Source organism: Pseudomonas sp. GM49 (assembly GCF_000282355.1).
Taxonomy (GTDB): domain Bacteria; phylum Pseudomonadota; class Gammaproteobacteria; order Pseudomonadales; family Pseudomonadaceae; genus Aquipseudomonas.
This window is the reverse complement of record NZ_AKJL01000091.1, coordinates 1-25,626: the sequence shown is the minus strand read 5'-3', so window position 1 is coordinate 25,626 and position 25,626 is coordinate 1. Positions and strand designations below refer to the sequence as shown.

Here is a 25,626-nt window from a genome sequence, read left to right as displayed (position 1 = left end):
ACAGAACGCTCACTTCCATCCTTCACAGCTTGGGCTCCACGCCAAATCACCGAGATAGCTTTTCCATTGCACCTCGTCCAGGTTGCGGCCAGGCTGCTTGCAGAGTTGTGCCATTAAAGCATTGGGCTCCAATCGCGCCACACGAACACTTCCAGCACCGCCGAATGCCAGAAGATTCCCTTTGTCATTCAGCGCGACACGCTGCGTATCGATGGTTCTGGGCAATCGAGCGACAACTTCATGACTTTCAAGATCGATCAGGACGAGATCGTTATCCCCTAGCAAAAGGGCTATCCGCGAAGTAGGCGAAAACAGGGCAGCTTTGGGGCTCTCTTGTGCGATCGACCACCTATCCATTCCCTGCATATCGACGAGCTGCCACCCTGATTTGATCTGAGCCGCAAGCCAGCGATTATTAGATGCGAGAGCAATGCAATCCACAGAACTGCATTGTTCATCCGCGTCTTGCAGAGGCACGCAAGTAAAGTCGCCTGCTCCAAGCTGACGCCAGCAGACACGGTCCTTGGCCCGAATCAGTAACCGCGCCTTGTCACTTGAACGCTGCACACTAAGCGGTGCTGGAATTTCAAGGACCGACTCCAGCGCATTACTCTCCCAGTTCAACCGATAAATCCCAGCAGCCTCACCCTGAGGCCGAGTGAATCTGGTGGCCTCTCCCTGATGTTTTTCCTCACTGGAAGCGACTGTTGCCTTGGAATTTTGCGAGGACAAAGAACCTGTACCGTCATCCTCCAGGGGGGGAGGCAAAGGTATCCCCATGTCTCCGTCCTCCATGGCCAAATAGATCTTCTGACCGTCACTCGCGACGGCCTTGATATGCCATTTCCCATCTCCGGCGAACGCTTGCTGCTTCGCGGCCGAGCGAACGATCAGTGGACGCCCCTCACTAAAGAACATTGCAATGTTCGCATCGAAGTACTGCAGGTCGTAGATGCCGCCTTCACCAATGACAAAGCCGTCCTGCTCGAGGCCCGGAAGCAGAAACCTTGCAAACCTGCTCCGGTACCCATCAGATGTTACCGAGCCAACAAATGCGGAATCGTCGCTGAAGCGACTCGACCAGCTTTCAGCGGGTATCGCATGAACCGCCAACAGATCTGTATCGACAACATAGCTGGTGCCTGCGTGAGACTCCACCACGAGATAGCGACCACGGGGATCGATAGGACCAAAATTCGACAATGGCGCACCTGAGTCCGTCGATCCAAGTTGAATTGACTCAACTTTTCGAACCTTAACGTCAGGCATGCTCAATAGAAAAAGGCCCATCGCGAAACCGGTTGCCGCAATCTCGTCCTTGCCTGGAATGAATCGCACCTCGAGATCTTCTCCACGCTCGGTATCGAGCGCGATATCTTCTCCCAGGCGCACTGCCATTATCGCCGCGAGCGAAGTCCCCTCTGCAGGGGGGAGGCGCTTGATCGCTTCGACCACTAAAGCGGCCAACACGTCTCGTTGGGCGGCCCCATCCTCTTTAGCAAGTGCTTGTGCCATGACCGAAAGACTGCGCGCCACAGCGAGCTGTCGTTGTTCTTCTGCTTTGTAGCTTTGCCATATCGCAGCCCCACCTGCCGCAAATGCCCCCAAGGCAAGAAATGTCATGACAGCCGCGATGGTATTGGCGCGAAGGCGTCGATTTCGCTCAGCTTGCTTCTCCCGCTGAATCAGTTCGTCGAGGTTCAAACCCAGCAGGCCAGCGATCAGTTTCATGACCGCAGCTTCGCGACCGTCCTTACCTTCACGGAAGTCAGCGGCAAGAGGTTCCGTTGCTTCCGCAGTACTTGAGATGACTCCTTCTGTATTCACTCGATTCAAGAGAGCATTGGGAAAGCACTCCGCTTCAGGTACCCCTCCGGACTTGGTGGTCGCATAGGGCTCTCCGGCGACGATGCCGGCCAGAATGCGATGCGATTTGCCAAGTGCTTTAAAAAAACGAATCTCTTCCATCACGTGAGAGCTGCCCGCACTGTTTGGCGAGCAGAGAACGATCAAAAAATCGGCTACTTCCAGCGCATTGCAAATCTCTCGCGCCAGACTACCCGAAGCGGGCAGGTCGGTGCGGTCACGGAAGACTCGACCCAAACGCTTGCCGATCGGGCCATGACGTCCTTCACGGCCAACTAGCGAAGCAGGTACCACGTAAGACTCAAGACGCTTGTGTAGCCACCCGGCGATCGCCTCGTCCACATGGGCGTAAGAAAGAAACGCAACGTAGTGCGTTGCAGCCATCTCTTTCTTTTTGGAAAAGATATCGTGTTTCATTTTCACTGACTCACCGATGAGCTATTACACAACCGACTTACAGCTAGGCTAGCCGATTCCCGAAATAGCGATGCATGGGTGAAGACAAACGAATGCGTGGTCGAGGAGGGGGGGAGTGAGCGAAGCCATACAGCGATGAAATAACGCTGATCGATTGATCAAAACATTTCGATCGCATCTATCGGCTTTTTGCCTGCACAGCATGGTGATCGCCTGTACAAATTGATCTGGACGCCTAAAGAGGCCACGCAGGCCGGCGTCTGAAAACTCAAACCTTAATCTTTGTATGCTTACGACCGTTGGGCGTGCATGCATCAACTTTACCGGTTCACATGACCTGCTTACCGGTCCATCGTTGCAGTAGGTAAGAGCCCCTCATGATCAAACCACTATCCGACGGAACGCCTAAGACATTCGCCTTCTTTCGTGCATTTTTCTGGCACTTTGCTACCGTCATTTGATATGACAGAAGAGAAAGCCTTGGGCCTTGTTTGTGGGAGTAACAAGGCATCACTTATTCTGATGAGCGGCAATGAAGTAGACCCCTGACTGACTTTGTACTCAGGATGCATCGTTATGTCCTACGTTGGTGAGCCTTTCACACATGATCTGTTCATAAGCTACAGCCACGGGTATGACAGAGGGCATGGAGTCGGCCATCTACAGCCTTGGTCGGCTGCTTTTGCACAGGAGCTGGAACAAGAGCTGCGAACACAACCAGGAGTTCGAGAGCTACTCCAAATTTTTCGTGACGGCGATCATCGCCCGGGGTGCGGTGTTGACCCCATGGCACCTCTCACCCAGCAGTTGCGTGAAAAGCTGAACCACACCGCATTACTAGTGATCCTCATGTCACCGGATTACCTTAAATCGTCCTGGTGCTCAGACGAGCGTCAGTGGTGGCACGAACATCAAACTGACCTGGCATTGACTTGTGAGGAACGAATAGCTGTAGTTCGTATCTGGCCAACTAAAAACGATGTTTGGCCCAAGTTGCTTACCGACGAGCGTGATCACCCTCTGGTTGGGTTTCACTTCCATGCTCCAATTTCTGGAGAGGAGAGGCCCTTGGGATGGGTGGATATCCCGGCATTCGGTAGTGACTTTAAAAAGGCAATTATTGAAATCGTCTCGAACATTAATCCGAAACTGGATGCACTCAAAAAGCGGGCCAACGAGCGTGCTAGGCTCAAAGCGGAAATAAGCAAGCTCGCAGGAGAGGACATCGGCCCAATGATATACCTGCATGGCAGGCCCGAGCATAACGATACTTGGGATAAGGTGGCTCTTGCTCTTACAAGTGCTGGCTTCGGAGTTAGCCCGGGGCAGCTAAATCTTCAGCAGAATGCACGCGATCCTGAACAAATTCGCGCGCAGCGAATTGAACTTATGTCAGCCTGTGACGCCATGCTGATCATTGGCACTCACGATAGTCACGCGCTCGACGCAGACTTGGTGATAGTCGGCAAACATGATCGTCACTCCGCTCGTGCTCACAGCAATCGGCTGCTCCCTTGCGGCCTGCTCGATACGGTCGGTAGCGACATAGCAACCCCCATACGCAAAGCGACAGCACGCATCCTTCAAACCGATTGGCTTGACGCTACGCAGGAGTCGTGGACGGACAGCATCAAGGATTGGTTGAGCGCAAAAAGCTCCGCCCTGAAGCAAAGATCATGAGCACCACGATGACCGAGCTCGAGACCTCGTTCGCTGTCACGTTGCCTGGGAAACCCTATCCAGGCCTGCGCCCATTTGAAAAAACAGAATGGCCGATTTTTTTTGGTCGCGAACGAATGGCCGACGCGATTGTATCCCGACTGCTCAAGCAGCAAGTTTTGGTCATTCACGGAGATTCAGGTTGCGGAAAAAGTTCGTTGATCCGCGCCGGTGTATTGCCGCGATTGGAGCATGAGAGCGCCTTTGGTGGAGCGCGCTGGCGAACATGTATCGCCGCACCGCAGGAGGCGCCGCTCTGGAATCTGGCGGAAGCGTTGGCAGAGCTTTCTGATGATAATCAGCACCAGCAAGACATTATCGATATTAGGCGAGTACTCAATTACGGACGAAGCGGTCCAGCTGAGCTCGCCAGGTTGCTGAACACGAGCGAGAACAATCGTGTCTGCATACTCATTGACCAATTCGAAGAGCTGTTTGAACACGCACATCGTCATGGGCGGGAAGAAGCTCATTTGCTGACCGAATTTCTGGTATCAATGCTTGAGAGTCAGCCTGAAGGGCTCTATGCGATTCTGACGATGCGCTCAGAGTTCCTAGGTGCCTGCGCCCGTTTCGAAGGATTTGCCGAAGCAGTAAACGCAACGCAATACCTACTCCCGCGAATGAGTCATGAAGACTTGATGCGTGCAATCTGTGAGCCCGCACAATTGTTCGATGGCGAAATTTCCCCGGCGTTGGCTGATCGGCTAGTCGCGGACTCAAAAGGTAGCCAGGACCAGTTACCACTCATCCAGCACGCGTTGATGTTGCTTTGCCGTGAGCAGAGCACAACATGCCCCCTCCTGGAGAACCAACAATGCTCCAAGGGGCCGGCCTGGACGCTGGAACTAGAGCATTACTTGGAAAAAGGCGGTATAGCACACTTGCTTTCGTCGCATGCTGACAGCGTGCAGGCACAAGCCGAAGGCGAGTATCTATTGCCTGGCAGCCGGGTAGTCGAAGACCTTTTCCGTGCGCTGACGGGGATGAACGCCGATGGTCAGGCGATTCGGCGCCCTTGCACATTAGAAACGCTCATCAAGGTGACCGGGTCCGACGAACGAAGCATCCGCGGTGTCATCGATCATTTTCGTGCTGAAGGAACGTCCTTTCTGCGGCCCTATGGAAACCAGCTGATTGAGCTGAACGACTTGGTGGATGTTAGCCATGAAGCGCTGATTCGCTGCTGGGCCAAAATATCGGCCCCCGTGGAGGGCTGGGTCAATCGTGAGTTCAGAACAGGATTGGTCTGGCGAGCGTTGTTGGTGCAGGCAGACAGTTACGAAAAGAATGATCGTGATGTATTGAGCAGCATCGCGACTGGAGAACGTGAACGTTGGATGCTACGTCGAAACGCCGAATGGGCGAGGCGTTATGGGGGTGAATGGGACAGGGTCCAGGACCTGCTAAAGGCGAGCATAGTGGTGCGAGATCGAGAAGTGGCCCTACAGGTGGCTGCACGTGATCGAGAAGAAGCTTTACGATTAGCGGAGCGAGATCGAGAGGAGACTGAGCGAACAGCGCAGCGCGATAGGCAAGAGGAATTGCAGCTTCGAGAGGTTCATGAGAGTGCCCAGCGCACTAAATATAGAATTTTAAAAATATTTTCTGCCGTTATTTTTGTACTAAGCGTTGGGGCAACTTATCTGTGGTTTGATGCCAAGCAAGAATCTCTCAAATTTAAAAGAGAACGCGCAGAAGCAGATATTCAACTCTCGCTGGCCAATGCCGCTCGCGAACGCACTGAAGAGTTGGCTCAGAACAACAAACAATCTGCTCAGTCATTGCAAGAAGTAAAAAAATCGCTGGAAAAGCTTCAAGTCGAAGTAGAAAGCACCAACCCCACGTCGGATTTTGCACAAACACTAGATAAAGTAAACACTCAGCTTAGCAATGAGGTTGGCAACCTCGACAGATCTCGCTCAATCGCTGCCCCTCCCCAAATCTATTCCAAAATACCGAACCCCCGAGTGTACATTCAGATCAGCTCTGAGCAGCAACGTAGTGACGCCCAGGAACTTCGCCAAGACATTTCTTCGCTCCAGATTAATAACTTAGAAGTGATGGTTCCCGGCATCGAGCTTGTCACCGTTGCGCTCCGCAGGAATGAGCTTCGCTGCTTCAAAACAGCTGATTGCGAGGCAGGCGAACTGCTTCGCAAAAAAATCAATGATTTATTGGTTGAACCGTCAGTACAACTTGTTGATTTAAGCGAACGCTACGGTGGTAGCGAGAGCATTCGTGACAGCCATTACGAACTGTGGTTCGCGCCGGGAAAAATAGGGCTCAAAAGGCCTCATTCGCTTGAATAGGGGCCGCTCCCGTATTACCGATTGAGCGATGCTCATCAATGTGATGTCCTATGCGAGATAATATCTAGGCCGATGCCTCCGCGATACGCCGCTTGACCCTCATTCATCACCGAACAGGAAAAACAACATGCAGGTCAGTCGCGCCAATCTTGCCGATTTCGTTTTGTTTCTGGCTATTGCTCGACATCAAAGCTTTAGTCGTGCCGGCCAAGAGGTGGGGATTAGTGCATCGGCGTTGAGTCATGCAATCAAGGGCCTGGAAACCAGGCTTGGCGTACGTCTGTTGAACCGTACGACTCGTAGTGTCACGTTGACGGCCGCTGGCGAGGAACTGCATAGCATAACCCGTCAAGGGGTAGAGCAAAAGAGTACGGTAAGCCGGTTTCTAGATCAGCTCATCGCTCACGCAAGGCTTCATCTGCCTTAGATCCTAAGGGGCAAAGCAGGTTGGAAGTCGGCGTACTAGATCCGAGTTCCCTGCTACATCTGCAACACTCCTCCTGCCCGCCCTAACGCAGTGAACAGCAGAGCCTGGCTTGTCGGTTCTAGCTAAATCCTAACCCCTGTCCTTGATCCCGAGCCTCTTAACTGACTTTGCACGATTCTGATCCAGCGAGTTGTAATAGGTGTTCTGAGTTGTCGACATACTTTCGTGGCGTAGGTCAGCTTGGAGATCTTTGATATCGCGAAATGGTGCGTCAAATGTAGCCGCCGTGTGACGCAACCAATGTAAGGATGCAGACCGAAGCTTGTCCATCTCTAAGTCAGTTTGTCCCTCGTCCTTCATGCGCTGAAGTGATTTATCGAACACCATCTGAATAAGGGCACGAATGTAACGATCTGACAGACCAGCACGACCTCTGACCGTTGTGACTAGTGGAGTACTCTCCTTGTGAGACGGCAGCGGCGGAAGGGAGAGGGTGATCCGATATCGCTTCAAGTAGGCTTCAATGTATTCGTCTCGCACGCTAATTTTCGCGGCCTTGTTGCCCTTACCGACAACGTTGAACCACCAGTTTTCACCGTCGTACTCGAACGAACCCATTGTAGGTGTCCAGTTGTCCCGACCGACAAGATCAGAGATTCTGAGGTAGAGAGAGAAGAGGGTGGCCACAATAAATAGGGTCCGCTCATGTCGAGGTTCCTCCTGAGCCATGATCTCTGCGGTTTCAATTACATAATTCCACTGGAGCGGAGTGAGCGCTTTTCCAGAGTTCATCACCGTGTTGCGCTGTTTAAAGTTGGATTTTTGTTTGACGGCTCGAATTGGATTGGCTTCAGTGGTGAGGCCTTCGTCAATGGTGTACTGGAAAAAGCTGCCACAAACGGCAAACACCTGGCCCATCGAGCCAGCAGACATTTTGTACGCTATGTCATCTACATCTCTACTGTTCTCCGCAGCAACCTTGCGGATCTGTTTATCGATCTTGACGTTAAAAGGGCGCCATTTGTCGTTGATGATGTAGGTGTCAGTTTCAGCAGCCTTACGACCTCCAACCCGGGTAAATCTCGATTTGACGACAGGACCAACCCACTCAGGTCGGGGCTGTAAGCAAAACTCCAGGAAACGCTCACAGTCGTGGCGTCTGAGCTCTAGAAGCGGCTTTTTGGCTATCAGGAGAGACCACAGCAGAAGGCGCTCAACATGCGTCCGGTATGAATTGAACGTAGCTTCGTTATTTGAATAGGACTTTAGGAATCCGCGAACCGCGAGGTAACCATCTTGAGCCTTTAGCTCTGACGGAAAGGAAAAAAGGTACTGAGTGACAACAGGTAGTTCATCAGACACACGACTAAAATTCAGGTCTCGAAAACGATTGTAGGTGTCAAACAAAGGAATCGGATACGCAGGCATGCGGGGGATTACCAGGTTAGAGATTGAAACGGCTTGATGCGATGGTAAGCAACGCCCTAGCAACCTGCAATATCCGGGTCTGCGCGTTATCGGATATTGCATCTGTGTTTAACCCTCTTGTCTATCCGTGGGTAATACCTGACACCTCATCTGTGGCCGCGAGAAAGACCTTATCGGCATCGGAACAAAGCATCTCCTGAGGTCGATGATTGCCGAGGAACCCGCTGCTAGAGGCAAACCAAAATGCGATTCCCCATCCATCTTTTTTCGGTCTCAATACATCGAGTATCACCTTCAGATCAGGTACCGGCCCGTGCCCAGCAGCGTCCTGGAAGGCATACTTTGGAAACAATGAGCAGCCGGCGTGCTCAATTGAAAAAATCTGTCCCTCAGCTTCCCATTCATCCAGAGTCGTAGGGGGCAGGCCAAGTCGCTGAGCAGTTTGGTCCAGAGAGAGAAAGTCACCACTATCGAGGATGGCTTTCTTCGCGAGCTCGAGCATTTGCTGCTCCCGAAAGGCGGTATCCCGATGCGCAACCATAGTAGGATCCATTGAGCAAAAAAACACGATCCGCCATTGGACATAGGGCAGTCAACACCAGATGCATGCGTATACGGAAAAGGTGATTCCAGGAACGGCTCTGATTGGGAGTGTGCAGTATTTTTTCTCAGTACTTTTGCTGAGCATCAGAGCAATAGTTTCATTGTTTTCAGAAGTAAACGGCGGATTGCGCGGCATCTGAGAAGGAACATCCTGATACGGAGGCACTTTCGAAATAATTTCCTGATACGGCGGCAGCAAGATAGAAGTCCGTATGGGGGGGCGAAGTAATTGATAGATAGCGCTCAGAAGCAGGTTAACAACCGTTTCCTTCCAGTTTTATCTAAAAATTTCCTTCGGCGTACTATTGCCTCAGTCCGTATTTAAAAAACTCCGTCCAATCTATAAAAAATCCTGACACATTGTGGGGGCTGCCTCAATACACGATTTAACATAATATACATTATGCGAACCTTGCTATAGCTTCTTGCGGGCAGTGACAGGACAGATTTTGTCGAGATTTCTGAAATATGCGAAAAAACAGCTAAATATGAGGAAAGCCAAAAAATCAGACAGTTACGCAAAAACACTTGCGCTGGAGATCAAGCCAGCATCGACGTCTACTCGCTTAAATATGCGTCCCGCTAGTTCTCAGAAGTAAATGTGTGAAAAAACGGGATGTAATCGCGTGAATCTAGCCTTTCGCCTCTCGTTCACGGTTTTACTCGCGGAGCACCTGATCGGTACACATCTAAGCGCTACAGGCTCTGGCGCGGCCTATTCCGGCGTTGTAATGCATGATTTTACGTCATGCACAGCGAATTCAAAAACTTTGCCTTCGATTGGCGTGATCGCACACCGCATGCGAAATCGCCTATTCGTTTGATTTAAGGTGTCTTTTTGGGGAGCGCTTGTTCGTTTACGGCTTTGCTTACGTCACAGGTCCACCTGCAAACGCGTCGCTGCGTGAAATCTGAAGCATTCAGCGTGGAGTTGGTGTGTAGATTTCAAGGCTGCCACACTCGGAAAAACAAACGCCCATTGCTTTGTGCATGCAGACGCTGACGGTTTGGCGATGCACACGTTGCGTTTGAAGGCTGTTGAGCTCGACAGCCACCTAATACCCTTGGAAACCCGCCAAAATCTGGTTAGCTGAAAAGCTCTGTAAAATGCTCGTCCGATACTGTTGTTAACCACAATTTTGACTTGTTAACCACGGTGGTTAACAAGTCAAAAAAACAGTTTACAGCGTAATACTGAACCTGCGTGTTAGCCTTGATTTGCCTGGCACGCCTGGCACGCCTGGCACGCCTGGGACTTCAAAGCTTCGTAATGCTGTTCGAGCTCTGGGGTTTGCCGATTGGAATATTTACCCTTACTATCACTCGCACCGCTCTGTCAGCTATAACTTCCAATTTTTGGCAGCCTGCTAGATTAGTAGCGTAACGACCTCTACATGGAGTCAGTAGCCAACTCAACTAAACGGCTATTTAGTTGAGTTAAGTCGAGTACTTCGGGCCCTATCTCGTAACACCACTTCCTAGAGCTCTCTCCCTCCCCTCACCACCTCACTGAAATCACCGAATAGCAGTCATATCACTTTAACTGCAATGCTCGCTTCCATTCAGGCGCCTGCCATTCCCACACATGAATCTCCTCGAAAGTCTTAGGTAGCAACATACGACCAATCTCGATGCTCGCCGATAAAGGTGTCGCGGGGTAGATGTGCACTATACGAGCCCCCGCTCCTGTTAGTCGCTGAAGGAAGCCATCGAATTCTCGACGGAAGCTCAGTAGGTGCTCTTCCTTGCGGATGATGCCACGGTTTGGCAGTTCGGCACGGAACTCGACAACCTCACGATCGACAGGAAATGCGACCTTACCCGAAATGCTAACAACCACCGACACCTCGCGCGGTAGCACTTTGGGCACGTCATAGATGTAGCTGGGCTCAGGGCACGTGTCGCGCTTGTCCCATAGCCAACCGTCGTTGGGCAGGTCCATGACGTTAGCACGGGTCTTGTCGCCAATCAGCGCGCCGATTTTCATCAGCATCGGTATCGGCGCAAATCCGGCAATGGTTAAGTGCGCATTACCGTTACGGTCGACGAGGGCGGGCTGGATGAGTCGGTCATAGTGCGTGGTAAGCGCCTTCTCTGCACGAGGCCAGAAGTCCGGGTCGTTGTCTTGGAAGTCGAAGTCGCTGCGGTTGATGTGGATGTGGCTACCCTGGGGGAACAGCTTATAGTTGCTGTTCTCCAGCATCGCGAAGTGAATCTGGTCCACGTCGATGTTGGTCACATGCTGCCCAATTGGGAACGTCACCAGCAGCGGCAAACTCTCCATCACGCCCGTGGCGGAGTAAATGCGCTCGATACGGGCCTCATGCTCACGTTTCATGGCTTGGAGCTGCGGTGTGGTGAACTTGTTGTTCCTGCCATGCCGGTCGATACGCCCGTGGCAGTCAAAGCAGGCCAGCATCAGGTTGCTGACGTCTTTGGCTAAGCGCTCCGACTCGCCCTTCTCGCCCCGTGCGCCTCCAGGACTATCTGCAATGATGTGCGCATGCTCGCCTGTGAAGGCTCTTTCTTTGGTCAAAAAGTCGCGCCCCACGGGCTTGCAGCAGCCACGGAATTCGCAGCGACCCGCAGCCGCCACCCACAGGTCACGCCGTACATCGACGGGGATGCGAGCTCGGTCCTGGCTTCGAGTTTCTTTCGTCTGAGCAGGTATTTTTAACGTCGCCTTATCCTGTGGCATGGTTTTCTTCGTTGCCAATCTTCTTCTCCATTTTCAACTCTCGAAACGTGCCCCGGCGGCTCAGTGTCCAAATGCGGATGCTTCGCGTGCCGATGATGGGAAAAAACAGGTGATCGCCTTCAAACGTGTCCCCGGACACAGCCTGCTCCCAGTCTCTTCGATCAATACTACTGGGTGTCGGGTCGAGTTCAGGGTGCGTGTGCCACAGCCCGAGGTAGGCCGAAGTGTGCCCCTGCTCTAGCCAGCGCTGGCGCGCGATGTGCTCGTGTGAGGACGATCGAAAGAAACTGAACCTGCTGCGGCGGTCGCTGCTCTGGGGAGTGGACACTTCGTCGACGACCACATCGTGTGAATCCAGTAGGTGGCGACCTAGTAGTACTCCTCCGGCCTCGCGGTGCCAGCAGCGTCGCTGCGCGAACGCTTGCATCTGCTGCCAAGCGTGTTCGACAATGATGAGCCGCTGGGTCGGCGTGACACGATAAACCAGCCTCATGCCATCTCCTCAGGCGCACGACAGTGGCGGCACGCGCGACCGAAAATCTTCCTCGTCGCATCTTCGGGGAGTGTTGTTCTTGCACTCTGGAACCAAGGCGTTGTGCGTAGACCATGCTGGGCAGCTGCCCGGCCTTCTCCTACCCAGAAGTGATAGGAGGGATCTCGCTCCTGCTTGCCAACTGCTACCGCCGTCATCGCCGAAAGAATATGCTCAGCTGCCAGCAAACCCGTGCGTCTGGCCTGTATTGGGCCAAACGGGACAAATGCACCAGCACAACCCGTGAGATTGCGGGTGACAGGCTGGTTTGGCTCCAGAAAGGACGTTCGCGACGCCAAGGATGGTTGGCCCTCATCGTCGCGATAGGCGCAGTCGAGGCAACCCTCACCTTTAGTCCACATCAGCACCGAGTGCCCACCCAAGTCCAGGGCCTCCAGCCAGGTAAAGACGATAGGCAAGTCAACCCGCTTGTCTTTGAGTACCCGCGAGAATGATCGCTCGATTGACGGTGCGCCAAACGCGAGAACGATACCGTCATATTTGCTGATGTTGGCAGTTTTGTGCCAGTTTTGGGCTGTAGTGCAGACTGGAGTTATCTTTAATCCCGGGTAACGCCGCTCCAGCGCTAGTTGTAGGCCCGCTGGCTTGCCAATGTCGATGTACAGGGGCTCCAGAAGGTGCCGAAAGACGTTGTCCTCCGAATACTCATCGTGGTCTACCACCGTGATTTTCCCCACTCCCGCTGCCGCCAAAGTATCGACTACAACACAGCCGATAGCACCTGCCCCTAGTACGACCACATGCTTCCCGAGTAAGTCCAGAGACGCGCCGCCACGCTCCCGCATATAGTTAGGAGTATGTCGGCGCATGGTTAGCGGCGAGACCGGTGACTTCTTGTCAACTACCCCGCGGTGCGCACCAAAGGCAATACCGACCAGCGACCGACCGCCGGCTTGTCGAGGTACCGACACCAGCAGGGCCAGCTGCTTGGGCGAGTTCTTAGATGGGCCGAACAATTCGCCCCAAAGCTTTAGCTGGTCAAATGACAGACGCTGGTGAACACCCTCGATGAACGCTGTTGTCAGCATGTCCGGCAGTGTGGGCGGCAACGCCAGCGCGTCTAAGTGAACGTACAAGACCCGTTGCCCCGCGAGCTTGTTACTACGGACCTCCCAAGGCAACTCGGCGTCTCGCTCCGTGAAATACCACTTCGACTTACCAAGTTTCGAATTCACGAATCCCTTGACCATACGCGAGTTGCCGTCGACCTCGAAGTAGGCGCGAGAGCGCAGTGAGTCCGGTAGGTGCAGCCAGTACCCCTCAAGCTCGTTGAAGAACTCAGCGTGGCCAGTGGTTGCATCCTCTGCTGAGTTCTCGAGCAATTCATATGCTTTGAGGACTGTGTACGCCACGATGTCGGCGTGACGGCCAGGGTCGAGCGACAGTCCCTGTCCGTCGTCGATGCACACCACGCCGGTGTAGCTAACATGTGCGAGCGGCTCCTCCGGGGGAAGAGTCCAAACCTTTGGCAAGCGCAACTGTGCCTCGTCGCAATCGACGTACACAGGCCAAGTGCGCATTGCGCCTTTGAGCTCAACTCCCAGGTAATTCTGTGCTGGGTTGTCTAGGCGATCAACCTCGATGCCATGCAAGCCACAAGCAGTCCTGACAGCCTCAAATGCGGCATCGACCTTTGTGGGGGCGGCCGACGACATCAGGCGGAGTTCCCGGTGCTGATGACGGCGGCCGAAACCGCCTTGGCAGTCTCAGACTTCGTGGGCACCTTGAAGTCGTCGCCGAACTGCTTCTTCAGGTATCCACAGGCGTCCTCGGGCAGGTCCTCGTCATACGCCTTCTGCAGGGCGTCGCGAAGCGACTCGAGTTTCTCTTTGAGTTTTTTCATCTGCGCGGCGGTTCGAGTGGCCATAAGATCGTAATACGGCTCCACCGGCATGGTGACCTTCAAACGCAGGTGCAGGCCATCGTCCTGACTGAGTTCGTAGGTGAATTGGTCCAGCATCGTATTAACCCAGTCGAGCATTGCCAGCAGGTCTACCGGCTTGCCGGACGTCCCGAAGTTTGGTTTGAACCAGTGAAGTGCAGCCACAGTGAGGGCAATGCTCAGCGGTGCGCCGGTGCCCTGGAACTGAACCTGCCGCCAGCGTTTAAGGTAGCGGATGCAGCGGCGGTACTGGGCCAACTTGTCGGAGTCCTCAAACGCACCGCAGACTCGTTTGGTCAGTTCCTTCGGGTCGGAGATCTCCCAAATGGAGTGCTCCTCGGCCGAATTCTCCTTGCCCTTGGCCAAGTAGAGCTTGCCGTCAACGCCCTTGGTGTAGATGGCCAAGTCGACGTGGTATGCAATATCACCACCGCTCATGTAGTTGACGGTCACGCACGGCCGACGGATGACCACTGTGCGAAAGTTTGAGTTCACCGCATCGCGCACCAACTTCTTAAGTACCACCGGGTCGGGGTATTCATCCTTTGTGCAGTCGAAGATGAGGCCAACGTCAATGTCGAAGTTGCCATCCAGCGGCACTACACCGGTGTGCATGGAGTAACTGCCCTGATTGAAGTTTACGAACGATGGCACGTCGTCGCCTAGCTTCTCCCTCAGTGTGGTAACGATAGTATCGCGCTTCTCGCGGAGGGTCGCCTTCTCATCATCCTCGTCGAAACAGATGGCGCTGTGAAAATCTTCGAACTGTTTTTGCACTGATGGCATGCGTCCTCCTTGATCGACGGTTTGTGGCAGCCATTGGACAATGGCTTCTGTGGTTTACCTGTATGTGAAGGCTAGTTCAAGTATTTCAAGGGCTACTGCTTGAGCGTCTGCTTACAGGTTCCGAGTGCGTCAATGGCTATGTCCGCTTAGGGTTTTCAGCCCTTTGTGGCAGACCTCAATCGGCAAAGACATACGTTCGGAACCGGTTAATTTCGGCCAATGAATGTCTGGGTCATAAATGGATCTGTGAACATGGTCCTCCCTCCCCCCTTCTCAAATTCCTTTTCGAGACATCGGAGACCAGCGCCAATCGGTCGATACCTGACGAGTTTGCCAGAATGCTCAAATTCATTTTGTCTGAACGTAATCGCGGAGTCCTCTAAAGATATTGCTCCATCAGTGGATCAGTCATTTCAAATTTGCCCAGTTTATCCCGGGTCAGGATTGATCAATGATGGCTCCATCACTACTGAGGAGCCCCACAATGAATTCTCTCTTTTCTCAAGTCCAGGTCAGTCGCTACACCCTCTCCAATCGTATGGTCATGGCCCCTATGACGCGTTCGCGTGCCGACGATGCCGGTGTGCCGAGCGAACTGGTTGCGACTTACTATGCACAGCGTGCCAGTGCCGGCCTGATCATCAGTGAAGGCGTGTTCCCCACTGCAATGGGCAAGGGTTATGTCCGTACCCCTGGTATCGAAACCGCCGAGCAGGTCGCTGCATGGAAGCACGTCACTGAGGCCGTACATGCTCGTGGCGGACGGATTTTCATGCAGTTGATGCACAGCGGGCGCATTTCGCACCCTTCGTTGCTGCCGAATGGCGCCCTGCCACAGGCACCTTCCGCGATCAACCCCGCTGGCCAGACCTGGACCGCGACGGGCCTTCAGGATTTTGTTACCCCCCATGCACTGAGCGTGGTTGAGATTGCCGCGGTCATTGAAGGCTATCGCCAAGCGGCGCGCCTGGCCATGGAAGCAGGCTTCGACGGTGTCGAGTTGCATGCCGCGTCGGGCTACCTGCCAGAACAGTTTCTCTCAACTGGCAGCAATCAGCGCACGGATGAGTACGGTGGATCGGTTGAAAACCGTGTGCGTTTTGTATTGGACGTGCTGTCCGCTATCGCGACGGAAATCGGTGGTGACCGGGTGGGTCTCAAGATCTCGCCTGAAATGAATTTCAACGACATCGTCGATGCCAACCCGCAAGAAACCTACACCTATCTGGTCGAGCACCTGCATGGGCTGAATCTCGCCTATCTACATGTCGCCCTGTTCGGCGCCAATGTCGACTACCACGCCTTGTTACGTCCACTGTTTGACGGCAGCTACTTGATCGGTGGCGGACTCGATCATCACTCCGCCGAATCCCTGATCGCTGACGGCCGCGCCGATGCTGCCGTATTTGGCAGCGCATTCCTCGCCAACCCGGATCTGCCTGAGCGTTTTCGCACAGGCGCTGAGCTCAATGTTCCGGATAAAAATTCGTTCTACGCACCGGGTGCGCAAGGGTACATCGACTACCCGACTTTGCCCGCAGCGCAAGGCGTCTGAGGAGCACAGTCATGTCACCCATTGCACGTCTGCAACGCATGAATCACGGCAGTCAGTTCCGGGCTTTCAGTCTGCGTGGAAATCAGTTCGCCAAGCCTATCGACCCCTTCCTTGCTGTCGATCATGCCTGGATCAGCGGGCCAACTTTTCCACCACACCCGCATGCCGGTTTCTCAGCTGTGTCCTATCTGTTTCTAGATTCCGAGACCGGAATTGAAAACCGGGACGCGCTGGGTAATCGCAACCTGATTAAACCCGGTGGGCTGCATTGGACGGCGGCGGGTAAAGGTGTGGTGCATGAGGAGGTACCGGCCGAACCGGGTAAGACGGTGCACATGCTGCAAATTTTTATCAACTTGCCGCAGGAGCGCCAAGCAGACGCGCCGTTTGCGCTCACTCTCGAAGCGCAGGAAGTGCCCGTGGTGCGATTGCCTGGGGTCAAGGTGCGCGTGCCACTGGGCAGTTTCGCTCAGGTGTCGTCGCCCTTGTCGGTACCCACCGAAGTCAGCGTGCTGGACATCTCTCTTGAAGGCGGCGCTGAAGTCAGCGTCCCGATCCCGGAAGGTCACGTGGCGTTCGTGATGCCGATTGACGGCGAAGTGCTGGTCGACGGGCTTCCCTTCAATCTCAGCGAACTCACGCTGCCGGTGAGTCTACCGCTGCGTGACGATCGCGTGGTTGGGTTGAGCGCTCCTAGGGGCAACGCCAAGGCCGTGTTGTTTTCTGGTATCCCGTTGAATCAACCCGTGTATTGGCAAGGACCACTGGCGCTCGCCTCTCAGCACGCGCTGGCTGAGGCTATTGACAGCTATCAGCGTGGTGCATTCGGAAAGCTGCAACCTCGTTGATAAATCGAAACAGTCCCAAATCCGGGGCGCTAGGTGCCCTAACTTTACAGCCAAGAGAATCATCATGACGTACGAAAAATTCAGTGCTGACAATGCCGCCTTGCTGTTGATCGACCATCAGGTGGGGACCATGGGCTGGGTAAAATCCATTCCCTTCGAAGAACTCAAACGCAACGCGCTGATGCTCGCCAAAGCGGCCGCCATTCTGAAGCTTCCTGTGGTCCTGACCTCCAGCATGGAAGAGTACGCTCAGGGTCCGCTGCTGAGTGAACTGGAGCAGATCCTCCCGGCCCAGTTTGCTTCCCGCATCCAACGCCAGGGCATCGTCAACGCCATGGACGACGAACACTTCGCCGCCGCCGTCAAAGCGACTGGCCGTAAAAAACTCATCATTGCCGGTGTCACCAATGACGTGTGCACGGTCTATCCGGCGCTGAGTCTGGTGCGTGAAGGGTACGAGGTTCAGGTGGTGGCCGACGGTGGCGGTTCACCAAGTGTGATGGCCGATGACATCGCCCTGCGGCGGATGGACAAGGGCGGCGTGACACTCACCACCACCAACCAACTGATCGCGGAACTCGCCGGAAGCTGGGCGACTCCAGAAGGCGGGCAATTGGTGCAGGTACTCATGGAAGCGCTGCAAGGTTAACGACGTTTCTGGCTGGCAGCACCTCCAATTCCGGTTCTGCCACCCTGCAACGCCGCACAACCTTTGATCAAAGCGGCCCCCACCACACATCCCGGAGATGGGCCACTGCGTTCCGTGTCATGGCACACATCGCAACGCCCCGCCTTGCTGAGTCGGAGAATATCGCTCATGAACAGCCCCAATGCACAGGGTCCAACGGATGTTCTATCTACTAATCGGCTCGCCCCACGAGCGTCGTTGGCGATGATGTTGGTCCTGCTCGCCGGATGCTCCTTCAGTGACCTGAAGCCGCAGTCACATCTGCTCAAGCCAACTGATGTTAGCCAGACACTCGCCGACAGTGCAGTCTCGCTGTCCCCGGCGGCCTGGCCCACTGAAAACTGGTGGATCAGTTTCAAGGATCCGCAACTCGATGCTTTGATCAAGGAGGCTTTGGTGAACAGCCCTTCCCTGCGATCAGCGGCGGCGAAAGTGCGTCAGGCCAACGCTCTGGAAGCTATCGAAGGCGCCGGGTTACTGCCTCATGTCGATGCTGCGATGAGCTCGACCCGCGAGCGCTTCAGCTCCAACGGCACCACACCTGTGCCGGTAAGGGGCACTTGGCAGAATGTCAATCAGGCCACCCTGAATGTGGGTTATGAGGTGGACTTTTGGGGCAAAAATCGTGCGGCTGTTGAAGCCGCCGTAGGTCGTCGACATGCACTTGAAGTCGATGAGCATGCGGCGGTGCTGTTGCTATCTGCATCGATCGTGCAAACCTACATTGCATTGCAGAACAGCTATGAACAAATGGATGTGGCTCAAACACTGTTGGCGCAGCAGGAGCAAATCGAGAAACTGACTCGGCAGCGATTCGCAGCTGAACTGGATACTCAGATCGACATCAAGCAGTCCCAGGCTTCCCTACCCGCCAGTAAAGCCAATATTGCCGCACTGAAAGAATTGATCGAACTAAACCAGAACAAACTCGCTTCCTTACTGGGCAAGGGGCCTGACCGGGGACGGACAATCACAAGACCCCATCTTCAGTCCAGCAATACCGTGGTGCTGCCCACCAATCTCCCCGCTGAGTTGATCGGTCATCGTCCTGACGTTGTTGCGCAACGTTGGCGCGTCGAAGCCTCGGGCCATGAAATCGAGGTGGCAAAAGCTCGTTTCTATCCCGACGTTAACCTGACGTCATTCATCGGTCTGCAAAGTCTTGGTTTTGATACTTTCAGCGAGCGCAGCAGCCGTATAGTCGGATTCGCCCCTGCGATCAGCCTCCCGATCTTCGAAGGCGGTCGATTGCGCGGGAACCTGGACGCCCAGGACGCTGCATACGATCTGGCGGTCGAGAACTACAACCAGACGGTCATCGATGCCCTGCGCGATATCGCCGACCAGTTGTCTTCACTGCGTTGGTTAAAAGAACGCCTGGCTCAGCAGAATGAAGCCGTAGCCACTGCACAGGCCGCCGCCGACCTGGTGAACAAACGGTACGCAGCGGGACTGGCAACCTATCTGCAGGTGCTGGCAACTGAGAACTCAACGTTGACCGAAACACGTCAACTGGTTGATCTGAAATCCAGAGCACTTTCCCTTCAGGCCAATCTGAGCCGGGCGTTGGGGGGCGGCTACATGCCCAAAATCCTTACCCCCGAAAACGCCTCTCCCTCCTTGGCAGGTAAATGATGTTATGACTACAGAATCGCCCTCCCCAGCCGTCACCACTCAACAGCGAACATCGTACCGGCCCACATGGCTGCTGATCGTGGCCATAGTCTTTCTGGTCGCCTCCTTGTGCGTTGCCTACCTGCTGAGACTGGACTCCGAATCCACCGACGATGCCTATGTCGACGGAAATGTTGTTCAGGTGACTTCACAAGTCAGCGGTACTGTGACGGCAATCAGCGGCGACAACACCGATCATGTCGATGCCAACTCGCCACTGGTGACATTGAACGCCGTGGATGCCGAAATCCAGTACGAGCGCGCCAATTCGAATCTGGCCCGCGCGGTTCGTCAGGCCCGCACCCAGTACTATCAGGTCCAGCAACTCCAGGCTGAAGTCGACCAGCGTCAAAACGACGTACGCAAGGCCCAGGATGATGTACGTCGACGCAGCCAACTCGCCGCTAGTGGTGCCGTCTCTCGTGAAGAGATCAGTCACACCGCAGACGTACTCAAAAACGCAGTCGCAGGGCTTGAGGGCACCAAACACGCCCTCGCCGTTCGGCTCGCGATGGTCGATGGCACCACACTTCGTACTCACCCGGATGTGCTAGTGGCGGCAAGCAACCTGCGTGATGCCTACATCGCCTTGCATCGCACCCAAATCTATTCACCGGTTGCAGGTGTAATCACCAAACGCACTGTGCAGGTCGGACAAAAAATCAATCCGGGCGTCACGCTGATGTCGGTGGTGCCTGTTGACCAAGTCTGGGTCAATGCCAACTTCAAGGAGTCGCAGATTGAAGACTTGCGTATTGGCCAACCCGTTGAACTGCGCGCGGATGCCTACAGCCGCAGCGTCATATTCCACGGGACCATTGTCGGCCTGGATGCCGGTACCGGCAGTGCTTTCTCCTTGTTGCCGGCCCAGAACGCTACCGGCAACTGGATCAAGGTGACCCAACGGGTGCCGGTAAGGATCGCTTTACGGCCACAGGAAATCACACAGAACCCCTTGCGCCTGGGTTTGTCCATGCGCATCACGGTCGACACCACCGATCGCAATGGCCCCGTCCTGAACAAGACAGCTACACAGCAACCGATTTACAGCACCGAGATTTTCAAGAACGAACTTCAGGACGCCAATGAAGTTGTGGAACGCGTGATCAGTGCCAATGAGGGCAGTGACCATGACCCCAAAAATCTGAAATTTTAACGAGGGGATCATGTACAGAAAGCACGCTGCCTTGTTGTTCACTGTGGGTCTGCTCTGTGCGCTGGAATATTTGCAGGCGGGCATGATCGCTTTTGCCAATGCACCGATTCGCGGCGAAATCGAGGCCAGCCCTGAAGAATTCAGCCTGGTTGCCGCCCTGTATGCCTGTATCGCTGTGGTGGTGATTTCGAAACAGCATTGGTTGACGGAGCGCCTGGGCTGGCGCAATTTCATGCTCGGCTCAATCAGCATTTTCGTGCTGGGCGCTTTTGTGTGTGGTGTGAGTGTTGATTTGACCAGTTTCACCGTAGGTCGAGTCATCATGGCCCTGGGTGGGGCCTCGTTCATGACGTCGGCACGCCTCATGATCAACCTGCTTCCCCCTGGCCCGAGCCGGTTCACGGGCATCAAGGTATTTGCCACCGGGCTCGCCGGTGGGACGGCTGCGGCGCCTTTTGTCTCGTCGATGGTGGTGGCCGAAAATACCTGGCACGCTATCTTCTGGATACTGATCGGCGGCGCCTTGGTAGCAGCAGCACTTTGCGTGCGGTTTCTGCCTACCAGCCCTATCCCTGAGGAAGACCGAACCCCCTCAAGCCTGGCAAGCATTCTCTTGTTGTCGGTCAGCAGTTTCTTTCTGCTCTACATTTTACAGCGGTCCTACTACGACTTTTATAACGACACCTTCATCCTCGTCGGTTGCGCACTATTGGCAACACTGGGCGTGTACACCTTTTTCCACGCCGAACACAACAAGGCAAAGCCCTTCCTGAAGGTCAGAGACTTGATGCAGCCTCGTTACCTACAGGGCGTGGCGCTGTTTTGCTACGCCTACGTTGTACTGGGCGCCAATAACTACATCTTGCCGTACTTCCTGCAAACAGGACTGGGCTACTCCTGGGACACCATCGGTACATTCCAGGCCATCGGGCTGACCGGCACCCTGGCCACCTGGGTAATCATGGCCAGCCTTATTCCAAAGTACCCTGCCCCAAAGAAATTTTTCATTCTGGGCTTCATCGCGCTGGGTGGCTTTGGCTGGTTACTGTCCTCGCTGACGCCCAGTGCCAACATGTGGTCGAACATTCTGCCGGCGTTGATTCTCAATGGATGCTTTGTGATGCTGGTCATGTCGACGGCCGCGATGCAGACCTTTCGGGACGTGATGCAAGAGGAGAAGCTCTTCGCGCATGCCTACCAGATCAAAAACATGATGGGGCAGATCGCCATGGCGATTGGCACCACGGTCGCCACGTTGTTCCTGCAGTGGCGCACCACCACGCAATACAACAACCTCAACGTGCATTTCAGCGCCAGCGACCCGCTCTATGTGGAACAGACCCAACAGCTGGCGCAAGCACTGTCATCCGAAGTGGGTGCCACCACAGCGAATCAAATCTCTGTAGCGATGCACGCACAGATGCTGCAGCAGCAATCGACCCTGGTCGCCAGCATGGAATACTTTTGGGTCGTGATCGGCGTAGCGATGATAGCGCTCATCATTTCAGTCACGCAGAAGACCTTCAGATGAACCGGAATATTTTCACGAAGGCGGACTCTATGGGTGCATACACGCGATGAACACTAAACACCCGGAAATCATTATTGTCGGCGGATCCCTTGCCGGTCTCACGCTGGCGCTTGCTAGCGCAGCCAAGGGCATACCCGTTCGTGTCATTGAGCGCTCTGTCGGGCGCGTGCATGGTGGAGACAGCCTGAGTATCGATCTGGAACTGGTCGCGACCACGGTTGGCCATGATCCACGATCTGCGCCCATTTTGCCCGTGGTCCCCGCTTATCGCGAATTGACGACCTGGCCCGCGCTTTACAACTGGTTACGAGACCGGGCTCTCGCAACACCAGGCATCGTCCTCGAAGAAGGCAAAGCCGTCACCTCGGTCGTAGACCTTGGCGATCGGGCGCAAGTCTCCTTTGCCGACGGTACCCAAAGGGTTGCCGCCGCAGTGATCGGTGCGGACGGATATCGCAGCATCGTTCGCCAGACGATCACGCCAGATGCACCACTTGCCCGCTACGCCGGCTATCTCGTGTGGCGTGGGCTGGTCGAGGAGCGAATGCTGGCGCATCCCGTTCAATGGCCATCGAACGGCGGCCTATGGATTGAGTTCGTCGGCGGATATCGTCTGGTTGCTGCAGTACTTCCTGGTCGGGATGGCTCGCTGGAGCCCGGTCAGCGTCAAATCACATTCGCTTGGTTCGATGTGCATCAGCAAGCATTGCTTCGTCGCACCGGCTGCCTCACTGCCGATGGTCACATCGTGGGCACACTTGGACGCGGGACGATCGGAGAAGATGTGAGGTCTGAGCTGGCCGCCCTGGTCCCACAGGTCTGGCCTGCGACATGGGCCGAGGCGGTGACTGTCGGCGTGTGCTCAGCGAATGTATTGAGTGGCGCTCCGATTGCCGAGTACAAGCCGCAGCGGCTGGCACTGGGTGCATTGGCTATCATCGGGGACGCTGCCCACGTCGTTTCACCGATGACCGGGCGCGGCTTTTTGACTGGGGTGGAAGATGCAGCAGTGCTGGCTCGAGTACTCGCAGACCGAGGCGCAGACGACCCCATTGCTGCGGTGTTGGCCCGCTATGAAACAGCACGATTACCCTTCGTTCGCGGACTGGTTACCCATTCAAACCGGATCAGCGCCGAATATCTTCGCTATGCGGCAGCCAACTGACCTAGGGGACGTCGCGTTGCCCGACGAGCCATGCCCTTCGAGCAACGCGACAGGATCGCAGTTTTACTGGATGCCGGCACCCAAGGCCGGGAATACATCGGTGAACAACAAGCCAATCAATTGCTGTCCGTTAGGTGTGGACCAATCCTGCCCAATTTCTGCCATGAGCGTATTGGTGGCGGTGAGCACGACGCCGGCATCGTGCATTCGTTGACGGGCGAACTCTTCGGAAAGATCGCTGGGCGAACCCGAAGCATCCAGCACGGCCTGCACAGCAAAGCCTTCGAGCGCAGCATCGATTGCCGGAAAGATAAGACAAACGTCTGTGGTCACACCGGCCATGATCAGATGCTTGCGCCCAGTGGCAAGCACCGCATCACGAAAGTCGGCGTATTCCCAGGCATTAACCACACCGGGACGCTTGATCCGTGCCGCGTGCGCTTCTGGAAGCACCTGGGCGATTTCCGGGAGAATCGGCCCCTGGGCCTGATCTTCTTGGCTGGACGTAATTACGACCGGCATGTTGAGGATCTTCGCCATCTTGGCCAGCGCAATCGACTGTTTCGCGGCAAACTCACGGTCTATGTTTTTGATCAGTTGCATCGTGCCGACCTGATGGTCGATCAGTAACAACGCGGCGTTCTCTGCAGTAAATCGTACGTCAGCCATAGTACAAATCCTCGTTTCGTTGGGTTCAAACAAAGGGTAGCGGAGGTCCGCTGAACAGCACGACGTTGGCACTGCCCTGCGGGGCTCTTAACTTGACCTCGCGTGGAGCATCTTGCGCCGGGAACACCGGAAGCTTCAGATCCTCACGATCGAAGCGCTGGGCCGCCACCTCCACCGTGCCCTCAATTGGCATGATGAACATGCAGTGGCCTGCGGCAATCGGCACACTCAGTTCAGCCCCCGCCTCCATCGAGATGTCGAGCATCGTAACTTCGGTCGGTGGACTCAGCGGGGAGCTCATTTCACGATAGCTCCCCAACGGTACCCGCACCTTGGCACCTGGTACATGCATGACCGGCACATCCTGCGCTTCGAGTATCAAAGGGAACGGCGCGATGTCCCTGCGTGAGGGGGCAAGAGCGACGAAGATCTGCAGTCCGTGCACCGTTTTTCCAGTTTCAGCCGGCACCTCCTCATGCGCCACGCCACGACCGGCGGTCGTCCAGTGCAAACCGCCTGGCTGAATCACATTCTGGGTTCCAATCGAGTCACGATTGGCCATCCCTGTTTCAGAATCGAGAAGCAGATAGGACAGCGCCGAAATTCCGGCGTGCCGGTGGGGCGCAAAGGTCGGTGCATTCATCCAGTAGTGGTCCACCCCGATGAAGGGGGAGATCAACTCTGGTTCGGTACGCAAACTGTAACCGTGGAAATGGCTGCCTAGATTGGCGCGATTAAGCTGGGCGATAACGACAGACATGACGGCAGTCTCTGGTACGAATGGTATCGTTCTGCGAGCTAATGAGTATGGGCTCACCATTTCTCACCAAACGACAGTGGATCATTGAGCATAGGGCGCAAAAAACGCCTCAAACGCGGCCAGCAATGCCTCCGGGCGCTCTTCCGCCGGATAGTGACCGCAATTTGCAATGACCACGGATTCGACATTTGAAGCGACTGTGCGCAATTCGGCTTCGACGCTGTCACCACAAGCAAGCGCCCCCGAAAACGCCAAAACCGGTAACGTCAAGCGCGTGGCTTTACGCTGTTGGTTCTGTGGAATCGACTGATCTATTGCACGGTAGTAATCGAAGCTGGCCCGCAGCGCTTGTGGATCGCGCTTGAGTTGTTCGATGTAGAAATCAACCGCGTAACGAGGCACCGCCTCTGGCGAACCTGCTTTGGTCGCGAACTGGTGACCGAAGTAAAGTTCTTCCCGGCCACTGACCAGTTGTTCGTTGATGCCCAGCGCCCGATTGAAATTGAAATGCCAGAGAAAATCACTGAGCCAGCGGTGCTCAGGCAGCAATGGCGGCGAGTCCGACACACCAGGAATAAGCGCTTCGCCCAGCGCAATGCGCTCGATTCGGGCGGGTTGATCGTGTGCCATGGCGTAACCGGTCCACATGCCGATGTCATGGCCGGCCATGGCGAAAGACTCATGTCCCAAGGCCTCCATCAGCGCAAACATGTCCTGGGCCAAGGTTCTTGAGTCATAACCCTGCTGGGCTTTTTCCGAGAGCCCCACGCCCCTCGGATCGACGGCGATAACGGTGAACGTGCGAGCGAGCGGCAGCATCAGGTAACGCCACGCAAACCAGCTTTGTGGCCACCCCCCAAGCAGTAACAATGGCTTGCCCTGCCCGCCA

19 protein-coding genes and 1 pseudogene are annotated in these 25,626 nt (G+C 55.0%); 10 read left to right on the top strand and 10 right to left on the bottom strand.

What is annotated here, in order from left to right:
• Nucleotides 1-9: 9 nt before the first annotated feature.
• Nucleotides 10-2,283 (bottom strand): toll/interleukin-1 receptor domain-containing protein, encoded by a 2,274-nt coding sequence (locus PMI29_RS30595; RefSeq protein WP_007996127.1) that lies wholly within the window; start codon nt 2,281-2,283, stop codon nt 10-12.
• Between the two features lie 786 nt (nt 2,284-3,069).
• Between PMI29_RS30595 and PMI29_RS20500 the strand changes: the two genes are divergently transcribed.
• From PMI29_RS20500 to PMI29_RS20505, 3 genes and pseudogenes are all read left to right on the top strand, one after another.
• Entirely contained in the window at nt 3,070-3,963 is an 894-nt protein-coding gene (locus PMI29_RS20500; RefSeq protein WP_338010186.1) for a molecular chaperone Tir, read from the top strand.
• A complete protein-coding gene (locus tag PMI29_RS30590; RefSeq protein ID WP_157221357.1) occupies nt 3,960-6,314 on the top strand; it encodes an nSTAND1 domain-containing NTPase in 2,355 nt (784 codons plus the stop codon). The genes PMI29_RS20500 and PMI29_RS30590 overlap by 4 nt, the downstream gene beginning before the upstream one ends.
• 127 nt (nt 6,315-6,441) lie before the next feature.
• Nucleotides 6,442-6,652 (top strand): annotated as a pseudogene (locus PMI29_RS20505) (LysR family transcriptional regulator); the annotation flags it as partial.
• Nucleotides 6,653-6,870: 218 nt separating this feature from the next.
• Here the strand turns inward: PMI29_RS20505 and PMI29_RS20510 are convergent.
• The 6 genes from PMI29_RS20510 to PMI29_RS20525 all read right to left on the bottom strand — a co-directional run bounded on the left by PMI29_RS20510 (nt 6,871) and on the right by PMI29_RS20525 (nt 14,691).
• The gene (locus PMI29_RS20510) at nt 6,871-8,169 is read right to left on the bottom strand and encodes a tyrosine-type recombinase/integrase (RefSeq protein ID WP_033052189.1); all 1,299 of its coding nucleotides are present in this window, start codon (nt 8,167-8,169) and stop codon (nt 6,871-6,873) included.
• 121 nt (nt 8,170-8,290) lie between these two features.
• Nucleotides 8,291-8,671 (bottom strand): hypothetical protein, encoded by a 381-nt coding sequence (locus tag PMI29_RS20515; protein WP_007996120.1) that lies wholly within the window; start codon nt 8,669-8,671, stop codon nt 8,291-8,293.
• Nucleotides 8,672-10,306: 1,635 nt separating this feature from the next.
• Nucleotides 10,307-11,488 carry an SAVED domain-containing protein gene (locus tag PMI29_RS20520; RefSeq protein WP_157221356.1) on the bottom strand — a complete coding sequence of 394 codons (1,182 nt, stop codon included), beginning with the start codon at nt 11,486-11,488 and terminating at the stop codon, nt 10,307-10,309.
• Nucleotides 11,457-11,963: a Mov34/MPN/PAD-1 family protein gene (locus tag PMI29_RS0129970; protein WP_007996117.1), complete on the bottom strand. Its 507-nt coding sequence runs from the start codon at nt 11,961-11,963 to the stop codon at nt 11,457-11,459. Before PMI29_RS0129970 ends, PMI29_RS20520 begins: the two co-directional genes overlap by 32 nt.
• Nucleotides 11,960-13,678, bottom strand: coding sequence for a ThiF family adenylyltransferase (locus PMI29_RS30585; RefSeq protein WP_007996115.1), 1,719 nt, complete (start codon nt 13,676-13,678; stop codon nt 11,960-11,962). The genes PMI29_RS0129970 and PMI29_RS30585 overlap by 4 nt, the downstream gene beginning before the upstream one ends.
• Nucleotides 13,678-14,691 (bottom strand): nucleotidyltransferase domain-containing protein, encoded by a 1,014-nt coding sequence (locus tag PMI29_RS20525; RefSeq protein WP_007996113.1) that lies wholly within the window; start codon nt 14,689-14,691, stop codon nt 13,678-13,680. The genes PMI29_RS30585 and PMI29_RS20525 overlap by 1 nt, the downstream gene beginning before the upstream one ends.
• Nucleotides 14,692-15,175: 484 nt before the next feature.
• Between PMI29_RS20525 and PMI29_RS20530 the strand changes: the two genes are divergently transcribed.
• The 7 genes from PMI29_RS20530 (at nt 15,176) to PMI29_RS20560 (ending at nt 23,308) form a co-directional block, all read left to right on the top strand.
• Nucleotides 15,176-16,246: an alkene reductase gene (locus PMI29_RS20530; protein ID WP_007996112.1), complete on the top strand. Its 1,071-nt coding sequence runs from the start codon at nt 15,176-15,178 to the stop codon at nt 16,244-16,246.
• An 11-nt stretch (nt 16,247-16,257) separates the two neighbouring features.
• Nucleotides 16,258-17,094: a pirin family protein gene (locus tag PMI29_RS20535; RefSeq protein ID WP_007996111.1), complete on the top strand. Its 837-nt coding sequence runs from the start codon at nt 16,258-16,260 to the stop codon at nt 17,092-17,094.
• 64 nt (nt 17,095-17,158) lie between these two features.
• Nucleotides 17,159-17,743 carry an isochorismatase family protein gene (locus PMI29_RS20540; RefSeq protein ID WP_007996109.1) on the top strand — a complete coding sequence of 195 codons (585 nt, stop codon included), beginning with the start codon at nt 17,159-17,161 and terminating at the stop codon, nt 17,741-17,743.
• Between the two features lie 168 nt (nt 17,744-17,911).
• The gene (locus tag PMI29_RS20545) at nt 17,912-19,417 is read left to right on the top strand and encodes an efflux transporter outer membrane subunit (RefSeq protein WP_007996106.1); all 1,506 of its coding nucleotides are present in this window, start codon (nt 17,912-17,914) and stop codon (nt 19,415-19,417) included.
• 4 nt (nt 19,418-19,421) lie between these two features.
• A complete protein-coding gene (locus PMI29_RS20550) occupies nt 19,422-20,612 on the top strand; it encodes an HlyD family secretion protein (protein WP_007996105.1) in 1,191 nt (396 codons plus the stop codon).
• A 10-nt stretch (nt 20,613-20,622) separates the two neighbouring features.
• Entirely contained in the window at nt 20,623-22,143 is a 1,521-nt protein-coding gene (locus PMI29_RS20555; protein ID WP_007996103.1) for an MFS transporter, read from the top strand.
• Between the two features lie 46 nt (nt 22,144-22,189).
• A complete protein-coding gene (locus PMI29_RS20560; RefSeq protein WP_007996102.1) occupies nt 22,190-23,308 on the top strand; it encodes an FAD-dependent monooxygenase in 1,119 nt (372 codons plus the stop codon).
• A 63-nt stretch (nt 23,309-23,371) separates the two neighbouring features.
• Here the strand turns inward: PMI29_RS20560 and PMI29_RS20565 are convergent, their stop codons facing one another.
• The 3 genes from PMI29_RS20565 to PMI29_RS20575 form a co-directional block, all read right to left on the bottom strand.
• Nucleotides 23,372-23,977 (bottom strand): isochorismatase family protein, encoded by a 606-nt coding sequence (locus tag PMI29_RS20565; RefSeq protein WP_007996100.1) that lies wholly within the window; start codon nt 23,975-23,977, stop codon nt 23,372-23,374.
• Nucleotides 23,978-24,002: 25 nt separating this feature from the next.
• Nucleotides 24,003-24,737: a pirin family protein gene (locus tag PMI29_RS20570; protein ID WP_007996098.1), complete on the bottom strand. Its 735-nt coding sequence runs from the start codon at nt 24,735-24,737 to the stop codon at nt 24,003-24,005.
• A gap of 81 nt (nt 24,738-24,818) precedes the next feature.
• The coding region (locus PMI29_RS20575) for an alpha/beta fold hydrolase (RefSeq protein WP_007996096.1) at nt 24,819-25,626 on the bottom strand (808 nt) is incomplete at its 5' end.